8 protein-coding genes are annotated in these 9,179 nt (G+C 62.6%); 2 read left to right on the top strand and 6 right to left on the bottom strand.

From position 1 onward, the window contains the following. A partial coding sequence (locus BH683_RS02160; RefSeq protein ID WP_084834621.1) for an HNH endonuclease signature motif containing protein occupies positions 1–1,729 on the top strand: 1,729 nt, incomplete at its 5' end. A 127-nt stretch (positions 1,730–1,856) separates the two neighbouring features. Next, complete coding sequence (locus BH683_RS02155; protein ID WP_084834620.1) at positions 1,857–3,170, top strand: TetR/AcrR family transcriptional regulator; 1,314 nt, start codon at positions 1,857–1,859, stop codon at positions 3,168–3,170. 20 nt (positions 3,171–3,190) lie between these two features. Here the strand turns inward: BH683_RS02155 and BH683_RS02150 are convergent, their stop codons facing one another. The 6 genes from BH683_RS02150 to BH683_RS02125 form a co-directional block, all read right to left on the bottom strand. After that, entirely contained in the window at positions 3,191–4,282 is a 1,092-nt protein-coding gene (locus BH683_RS02150) for an ATP-binding cassette domain-containing protein (protein WP_084834619.1), read from the bottom strand. A gap of 42 nt (positions 4,283–4,324) precedes the next feature. Continuing rightward, positions 4,325–5,389 carry an ecdysteroid 22-kinase family protein gene (locus tag BH683_RS02145; protein ID WP_246833147.1) on the bottom strand — a complete coding sequence of 355 codons (1,065 nt, stop codon included), beginning with the start codon at positions 5,387–5,389 and terminating at the stop codon, positions 4,325–4,327. Positions 5,390–5,465: 76 nt separating this feature from the next. Beyond that, positions 5,466–6,125 carry a hypothetical protein gene (locus tag BH683_RS02140; RefSeq protein WP_246833146.1) on the bottom strand — a complete coding sequence of 220 codons (660 nt, stop codon included), beginning with the start codon at positions 6,123–6,125 and terminating at the stop codon, positions 5,466–5,468. Between the two features lie 49 nt (positions 6,126–6,174). Further along, complete coding sequence (locus BH683_RS02135) at positions 6,175–7,134, bottom strand: MlaD family protein (RefSeq protein WP_084834617.1); 960 nt, start codon at positions 7,132–7,134, stop codon at positions 6,175–6,177. Further along, the gene (locus BH683_RS02130; protein WP_246833145.1) at positions 7,131–8,123 is read right to left on the bottom strand and encodes an MlaD family protein; all 993 of its coding nucleotides are present in this window, start codon (positions 8,121–8,123) and stop codon (positions 7,131–7,133) included. The genes BH683_RS02135 and BH683_RS02130 overlap by 4 nt, the downstream gene beginning before the upstream one ends. A gap of 11 nt (positions 8,124–8,134) precedes the next feature. Further along, a complete protein-coding gene (locus tag BH683_RS02125; RefSeq protein ID WP_246833144.1) occupies positions 8,135–9,178 on the bottom strand; it encodes an MlaD family protein in 1,044 nt (347 codons plus the stop codon). Position 9,179: the final 1 nt, after the last annotated feature.

Here is a 9,179-nt window from a genome sequence, read left to right as displayed (position 1 = left end):
GATGACGCGGATGCGCCCGGGTGCTGCGAAGGCGCGGGTGGAGGCGATGGATGCGTTGACGCCGTCGGTGACTCCGAGTGGTGAGGTGATCGGTCCGCGGTTCCCGGAAACAGCGCAGTTGTTGGCCGCGGGTGTGATCGACCTCGATCATGTCGGGGTGGTGATCGAGGTGATGGCGGATATCCCGCACAAGATCGATGCCGAGCAGCGCGCGAACACCGAGGTCGCGTTGGCCGATCTGTGCCGCAAGTATCCGCCGGGGCAGGTCAAGACGATCGGTGAGCGGATCGTCGACTACTTGGATCCCGACGGCAAACTCGCTGACGATGTTGATCGCGCGAAGAAGCGGGGTGTCGATCTGGGTAAGCCGGCGACGGATTTCATGGCGAAGGTGGCCGGTCATCTGGATCCGACGACGACGGCGTTGATGGAAGTGATGTTGGGGGTGTGGGCGGCGCCGGGGATGAACAATCCCGATGATGAGTTGTCCCCGTCGGGGGCTGCCGATGACCCGGCACTGGATCCTGCGGTTCTGCAGGCCGCGGCGGACAATGATCTTCGTACGCAGTCGCAGCGTAATCATGACGCTCTCAAGGCGATGCTCATGTATCTGCTCGAGTCCGGACAGCTCGGCAAGACTCATCGCGGGTTGCCGGTGCAGTTGATCATCACCATGACCAAAGACCAACTCGACGAAGCACTTCGGGAGCAAGAAGCCGCCGCCGAGCCCGAGTCAGAGTCCGAGTCTGAACCAACGCCAGAGCCTGAGCCGGAGCCAGAACCTGAGCCAGAGCCAGAGCCTGAGCCGGTACTAGATCCGGAGCCTGAGCCAGCGACCGAGCCGGAACCGGAATCTGAGCCTGAGCCGGAGCATCCCGATCCGCGGACGCAGTGGCAGGACCCGACGTGGTTGCCCGCGTTGACCGGTGGCCCGATGCGTCCGTACGGGAGGGGTGTTGTTTATACCGCGACGGGCACGGTGTTGCCGATCAGCGATGCCATCAAGCTGCTGGCGCGTAGCGACAAGACATTGGCGGTGTTCGCCAACCACAGCAACGAAGTGTTGTACCTGGGCCGGGCGAAGCGGTTGGCCAGCGAGGCTCAACGTTTGGCGATGTTCGCCGCGCACCGGGGTTGCTCGTTCGGTGGGTGCACGAACCCGGCGATGTGGGCCGAGGCTCATCACACCGTCGAATGGGCGCTCGGTGGGCTCACCGATATTTCGCACCTGGCCCCGGCATGCCCGCAGCATCACAAGCTGATCGGTCCGGCTGAGCATCAGTGGCAGACCATCATGATCACCGAAGGCCCCGACGCCGGACGCTGCGCCTGGATACCACCGGCCTTCCTAGACCCGGACCGACAACCCAGGGTCAACCGCGCCCACCACCCCGACGAAGCCCTCGTCGAGGCCCGCCAGGCCATGCTCGCACGCCGCACAGCCCAACTCGAACAACGCAACCGAGAACTCAGCGGCCACAATCCAGATCCACCATGCGACCCATCGCCCGACGAATCACCGCCAGGCGCCCCGTCGGAGGACGCGGATCCGCTCTCACAACGAGACGGCCAGAGTGCACCACGAAGCCTATGGTTGCGTGGTGCACTCCGATGCTGCAATCACTGCTGCGCGGTGCGTCATGACCGGGCCTCTTGTGCACCGAATGCCGCTCACCACTACCGACTTCCCTCGCACAATTCCGTGGCGCTCCTGCGCCGCTGGCTGTAAATGCGCTCCGACCGACACACCGTCGGAACGCGTCGTCCGATAATTACCGCCGGTGTCAACTGCGGTCGTCACCGATGAAGCGCGAGTGTCCAGTCATTGTGTTCAGACATTCGCTATCCTCGGAGGCGTGAGTGTCAACCCAGCGGCGCGCCGTCGCCCCCGTGCCCACGATGGCCGGACCAAGGCCGAGGTTGCTGTTTTCGCAGCAACCGAAGATCTGCTCAAGGAGTCATCCCTGCAGGACATCACGGTGGCGCAGATCATCGCCCGCGCCGGGGTGTCACGCGCGAACTTCTACCATTACTTCGCTTCGAAGTACGACGTGCTGATCGCCATGCTGTCCCGGTTCTTGGAGGAGACCTACTCGGAGGGGCCGTGGCAGGCCGAACTGGGTAAGTCGCGCGCGCGGGCGATGGACGCGACCCTCCGTCGGACGATCGAGATGTGGTCGCAGCACGGTGCCGTCATCTGCGCAGCGATCGAACACATGCACAGCGAGCCTGCACTCGCCGCGGCATGGAACTCCACCCTGGAGAAGTTCGTATCGGCCATCGCCGAGCAGATCACCTACGAACGCGCGAATGGCAACGCCCCGGAGGGATTTCCCGCGGACACCATAGGTGCCGTACTGGTGTGTGCCCTCCAGCGCACCTTCTACGTGGGAACGAGAGGACTGGACCCCCGGCTCCCGGGCCCCGAATCCGCTGTCGATTCCATCATCGAACTCGTCTTCGCCGCCATCTACGGCACCCAGCGGCCAAAGAGCCGGCTGCGTCGCCGCCCCCGCGCGCAACGAGTAAAAGCGGCCTCTCAGAGCCCCGTTCCGTCGGTCACGTCTCAATACGAAAGTCCATCGAAGGAAGGCGACCCCGGAACAGCATCCGTGATCCTGGAGGCGACCAAAGACCTGCTCGCGGAGACATCACTCGACGACCTGAGCGTTGCCAAGATCTTGGAGAGATCCGGCATTTCCCGGGCGACCTTCTACTTCTATTTCGGGAGCAAAGAGGCTGCGTTCATCGCACTCTTCCAAGAGATCGCCGTGTCGATTGCCGACGGATTCTCTGCGCTTGCCGCGATGGATCGTTCGAAGCCGGCGAAGGCCGGTGCGCTGGTGCAGAATTGGCTGGACCTCGATCCGGGATCCCTCGCCGTGGTCCGCAATGCAATCCACGAATGGCCGAGGCGACCTGAGTTGCGGGACGTCTATCTCGGCACGATAGCAACGATGGCCGACGCCCTCGAATCAGCGATCGATATCGACCGGGCCTCAGGTCTCGCACTCGAAGGCCCCCCGGCGGGCGAACTCGCAGCAGTACTCGTCTGGACAATCGAGAGAAGCTACGCGGGGTCACTCGCCGGGGAGAAGCACCTGGAGGACGCCCCCACCGTTGCCGCCATGCTCGGAAATCTTCTTGTGGCAACGATATACGGACGCTGACACCGGAATCGGCCGCGCACTCACACCGGGGCAGCGCGATACGCCGGAAACTGTTCGGTCTCGGCCTCTGAGCCGGCGTTCCGCAGGTGGGTCTTGCGGTAGGCCTCGCGCTGGTTCTCCTGCGCGGCCTCTTCGACCTCGAAGCTCTCCTCGATCGCACGCTGCGCAGGCTCGGGCAGGGTGTGCAGGATCTCCCGGACACGCGCCTGACGACGAGCGACAGCCTGACGCTCGGGCAGACCCGGCGTGGCCTGCAGCTGCGGAACGATGCCACGCACATCCTCGGCGGTACCACCGTCAGAATGCCCGGCGTCGACCATCTCCTGCTCACGCTTCTGCTGCGCGTCGTCCTTCTCCTCAGACATACCGATCGGCCCGATACGACGACCGTTGAGGAACTGCTCGACCACCGGCTCATCCGAGGTCAACAACACCTCACGCGGACCGAACATCACCAGCTCCTTACGGAAGAGCATGCCGATGTTGTCCGGAACCGTACGAGCGACCTGAATGTTGTGGGTCACGATCAAAATCGTGGCATCGATCTGCGCGTTGATGTCGATCAGCAACTGCGACAGGTACGCCGTACGCACCGGATCCAGACCCGAGTCCGGCTCGTCGCACAAGATGATCTGCGGGTCCAGCACCAGAGCACGGGCCAGGCCGGCGCGCTTGCGCATACCGCCGGAGATCTCACCGGGGAGCTTGTTCTCCGCACCGGTCAAACCGACCAACTCGATCTTGTCCATCACGATCTGACGGATTTCGTCTTCCTTCTTCTTCGTGTGCTCACGAAGCGGGAAAGCGATGTTGTCGAACAGGCTCATCGACCCGAACAACGCACCGTCCTGGAACAGCACACCGAACAACTTGCGGATCTCGTACAGCTCACGCGAAGAACACTTCGTGATGTCGGTGCCATCGACGATCACCGAACCCTGCTCCGGGTGCAGCAAACCGATCAACGACTTGAGGAACACCGACTTACCCGTACCCGACGGGCCCAGCAGCACACTCACCTCACCCATCGGGAGAGTCAGCGAGACATCCCGCCAGATGTTCTGCGACCCGAACGACTTCGTAAGCCCCTCAACACTGACCTCAACACCCACTGAAATGTTCCTCCCGCTCTGTCATGACACTTACCCTGGCGGTCAGCCCAGGAGTAGACCGATCGGATCGTGATCTTCGATGGCAGCGGCGTATCGGGTGGCCATCGCGGCCACGACTTCCGACGGCTGCATCACCGTCGGAACACACATCCACGCAAAACCGTGCAGCGTATGCAGCCGGTACTCACGCCACGCGTCGTCCTGCCCGATCGTCGGACCACCGGCGGCGTGCAACGCCTCGACGTAGTGCTGCAGCAGCTCTCGTTCGTTCGCTCGCCGGTCCGCAACGCTCAAGGCCGATCCCATGAAGTACGAAACGTCGTGGGCCCAGGGCGCAAGACATGCGGTCTGCCAATCAAGGTACGCAGGAGCGTGTCCGGGCACCCGATAGAGCTGCGCAAAGTGGGCATCGCCGTGGTTGATGGTGTGGACAGAGCTGTCGTCGTGTTCCCAGAGCGCCCGGAATCCCGCTCGTACCCGGGCATCGTCGCGGAGTCCGACCGAGAGGGCGGGGATCTCCTCGCGTTCGATGAGCGGATGAAATTGTTCGGGACTCAGCATCACGGTGAAGGCCTCCCGCGCAGCCTGGCATCCGACCGGCAACCACGCGTGATCGCCTTTCTTGCTCCCCCACAGTGGCGCATGCCATGCCGCCTGCACGGCGAGCGTACTCGCGACGTCATCGATCGACCACAGGTTCGTCGCGTCGCCGAACTCGGCGCCCCGCAGAGTGAGGTCTTCGAGGATCACAACGCCTTGCTCCGGTTCAGCCTCTGCGTAGTAGCACTCCGGCACCTCTGCACCGAATCCTGCCGCCAAGTCGCGGTAGAAGTTGCCCTCGAGCTCGTACGCCGCCCCCAGTCCGAAGGCGCGGCTTCGCTCGTCGAACCCGCCCTTGATGCAGACGCGTTCTGGCACTCCCTTCGAATCGCCTTCGAATGTCAGGGTTGCGAACACCTTGGTCGCCGATCCCCAGATGATCCTGTCCACGGTCATCGATGTGATCTGGACACTGCCGCGCCCTGTGGACAGGACACCACTGAGCCACTCGGGAGTCAGATCCTCGACCGCTCTTGGCAATTGGCTTGTGCCGACCAGTTCACTCATAGCATTGACCATACATAGCGTATGAACATGATGTCAATCACAATCCGCAGATGGTGTGAACCATCGCTCCGCCTGGTCACTTGGGCGCCGCTGCCGGGTCGATTGCCGGGTCCATCCCGCTGATCTCGGTGATGACCCAACCGTTCTTGCTGTCGATGCTCATCTTGTAGGTCGCGGTCGACGACGTTCCGTCCGGCGTCTGGGTGTTCTTCGTCAGCACATCGACAAACGTCACGACCTGGTACACACCATCGGTGACGGATTCGACCTTGGCTGCGATCGGCGTCGCGGTGGATGTCCACTGCAACGGCTGGATCAACTGCTCCATGGACGTGGCCGCCTGCTCCAGCCGGTTCGACAGCTCGGGTGATGTCCCGGCCGTGAGCCGTCCGCGCCACTCGTCAGGGCTCTGGAAGTTCATCTCGGCCGCGCCCGTCGCGTAATCGAGAGAAATCTGCTCTGCCCGAGCATCATTCGACTGACCCTGCTCAATATTGTTCAGATCCGCTGATGTCGAGTGCCACTGCCACGCAAAGAAGGCGCTCAGCCCGACCAAACCTGCCACCAGCACGATCGACAGGATCGTCTTCAACCTAATCGGGCGGTCGGCGAACTTCGCCGCGGTCGCCTGCTTGGCGATTACGGGTTCTGCTGCCTTTGTCTCCGTGGTGGATTCATGGTCCTCCACATTGTCGTCGGCCTTGGTGATCTCCGCGACGGATGTTCCCTTGCTCATGATCGCCACCTTCCTTTCCTTCTGTCGTCAGTTTTCGGTTACCGCTTGTTCAGTTCGCGCCGGCGGGGATGGTGATGGTCACCGCGCCCGGAGGCGAGGTCGCGGCGAGGACCTTGTCGAGCATGCGACCCATGTCCACGGTGCGGAGCGAAGCTGCACCGGCACTCGCCGCCGGAAGCAGGTTCACCCCGATCACGTTGAGGTCGGCCGCCGTCAGGTCAAGGAACGTCTGCAGTTCGGTGAACAGCGGACTCGCACCGTCTCGGATACCGGCGAGCAGCGGACCGCGAATTGTTGCATCTCTCACCGAGTTCAAGAGGTCCTGGAACCCCGTGCCGAAGTCGGCCATCAGTGGCGCCGTCGCCCGGAAGTTCTCCGGCATGTCGCCTGATCGCATCAGCAGGGGCTGCAGCGTCGCCAACAGCGTCACCAAATTGTCCTGCTGCTGGGTGAACTCGTCCGCAAGATAGGTACCGGCACGATTGAGATCACCGATCACCCGCACATCGTCGGGCAGACCGACGTCCAGTGTCGAGAAGATGCCCTGAACCTGGTCAGGGTCGACCTGGCCCAAGATGTCGGTCAGCTTCTCGGACAACTCCTTGAAGGTTGTAGGCGTCGATACTTGTTCCCTGGCAATGACATCGCCGTCACCCAGAAACGGACCGTTGATGGAAGACGGCAGTACGGACACATAGGCCTCACCCAGGGCCGAGAGATTGTCCACGCGGAATGCGCTGTTGATCGGTATTTTCCGCTCGTCGCTGTAATTCCACCTCACATCGACCCCGTCGGCGGCGGGTTCGAGGTCGGTGACGTGACCTATGGGCACCCCCCGCAACAGCACCCTCGACCCGACCAGCAGCCCATTGGTGTCGGGTACCACCATCGACGCACTCCTGGTGCTGCTGAGCGCATCGACATGCAGACCCACGCGGGTCATGTAGAACACCGATGACACTGCCAGCAGAACCATGGCCAGCACAGAGATCTTCGTTCGGGTGATCATCGCACTGCTCCCAGCATTCGCAGGATCGTGGTCGCATCGCCGATCAGCTGCTTTCCGCCGTCGGTACGCACCGAGGTGATGTTGACCGAAGGGTTCTCGGAGAACGGCAACAACGTCGTCCGCAAGAAGTTGCTCAGCTGCGTGGTCACCTCAGGTGCACGGTCCCATGTTCCCCGTCCGGCTTCCGCCGTGTCCGCCAACGAGTTCAGCATCGGTATCAGCCAGAGGCCGCCCTCGAAGATGCTGCCCACCGACGGCAGGAGCGTACTGATATGGCCGACGAGAGACTTGGCCACCCGCTTCCAGTAGTAGACTCCCTCGTCGCCGAAGACGGCTCGCAATTGGTCGCTCCGGTCGGTCACCGACAGCGATACACCGTTGAATCCCTCGAGCATCCGGTCGATCTCGGTGGTGTTGCCGGCAAGGTCCTTCAGATCGACCGAGACCACCGAAGCCAGCTTTCTGATGTCGTCCGTGGGCGGCATCGTCTTGTTCAGGGTCGCCATCGTGTCCTGGACCTTCTGGATACTGCCGCCGTTGACGAAGTACGCCAGAACCGCGATTGTGTCCTCCAGTTGCGGAGGCGACGTGGTTCGTTCTACCGGGACGACTCCCCCGTCGCCGAGGTACTGGGCACCGGCTCCAGGCTCATCATTCGGGGTGAGCGCGATATACGTATCGCCCAGCAGGGTGTTCTGCCTGATGATGGCACGCACATCGGCAGGGATCTTGATGTCATCGGTCAGGCCCACCGTGACGTCGATCCCCTTGTCGCCGGGTTCTTGATCCTGGACCTGACCCACCCGCAGGCCGTTCATCACCACATCGGCGCCCGGTGGGAGATTCAGCACGCTGCTGAACTCGAGCGTCGCTTCGTAGTCGCTGCTGACTCCCGCGCGCACCGAGGGCAACTCATTGGGGCCGAACGAGCACCCTGCCGTCACGATCGCCACAGCGGCGGTGACAGCCAGCCCCAGAGCTCTTGTCATCTTGTTCATGGTCATCGCTGCCCAGCCGTCTGCAGAATCACGTCGAGAATGCTCGTTGCGGGCACGTTGTTTCCCTTCACGCTCACAGTGGGCGCCTGGTAAGGAACGGAGAGACCACTTGACGCCTCCTGCTGATTCAGCACCGCCGCGATGGAAGGGACTGTGGCGTAGAGCTGTTGGAGATCCGGAGCCCGGGTGGCGGCGAGATGGATCACATCGGCCACACCTCCCTGCATCAGCGGCCACAGATCGTCGCCGTAGTTGCGCTGGATGTCGTAGATCGTCGCCACCAGCCACCCCACCCCTCGGTCAAAGCGTGCGACATCGCCGAACAGCGTCGTTCCGAGCCTGGCAACCGATGGCATCTGGTTGAGGATGGAGGTGATCTCGCCCCAGTGCGCCAGCGCGTCCTCGGTCAGCGGCGCCATGTTCATGATGGAGGAGCCGATGTCTGCGGTGACCTGTTCGGGGTTGCGCGCCGCGGCGGCGGCCTGCCGCATCATCGAATTGGCGTTGGTGCCGGTGCCGTCGAGCGCCTTGTCCAGACCGGTGATGGCCGATTCGACGGTGTCTTCGTCGGTGGCCGAGAGTGCCTCGATGAAATCGGACGCAGACCCGGTGATCTCAGAAATGCTCTTCGGGGTGTGCGTTCGATCCATCTCGACACAGGTGCCGGATCGCAGCGTCGGGCCACCGGCGTAGTTGCCGACGAGTTCGAGACTTCTGTCCGCGAGCAGTGACTTGGATCTGGTCACCACCTGCACGTCGGCGGGAAATGAACGTCCCGCATCGAGTTCGAAGACTACTTTCACGTGGTCACCGAGCGGGTGTATCGAAGTGACGGTACCGAGTTGATATCCCATCTGCGTCACCGGGTTTCCCTCGTACAGCCCGATGGAATCGGCCATCTCGGCACAGAATCCGGAGCCATCTCGTGCGCTCGCCGCCGATGCCTGCGGAGCGTTCATGTAGCGCACCGTCGTCACAGCGGCACCTACCGTCACAACCACCGCGGCCAATGCGACGACTCGTTTCGTCAGTTCAGACTTCTTCACC

Origin of the sequence: Williamsia sp. 1138 (genome assembly GCF_002095435.2) — a bacterium.
Taxonomy (GTDB): Bacteria; Actinomycetota; Actinomycetes; order Mycobacteriales; family Mycobacteriaceae; genus Williamsia.
This window is presented reverse-complemented; position numbering and strand designations above follow the sequence as displayed.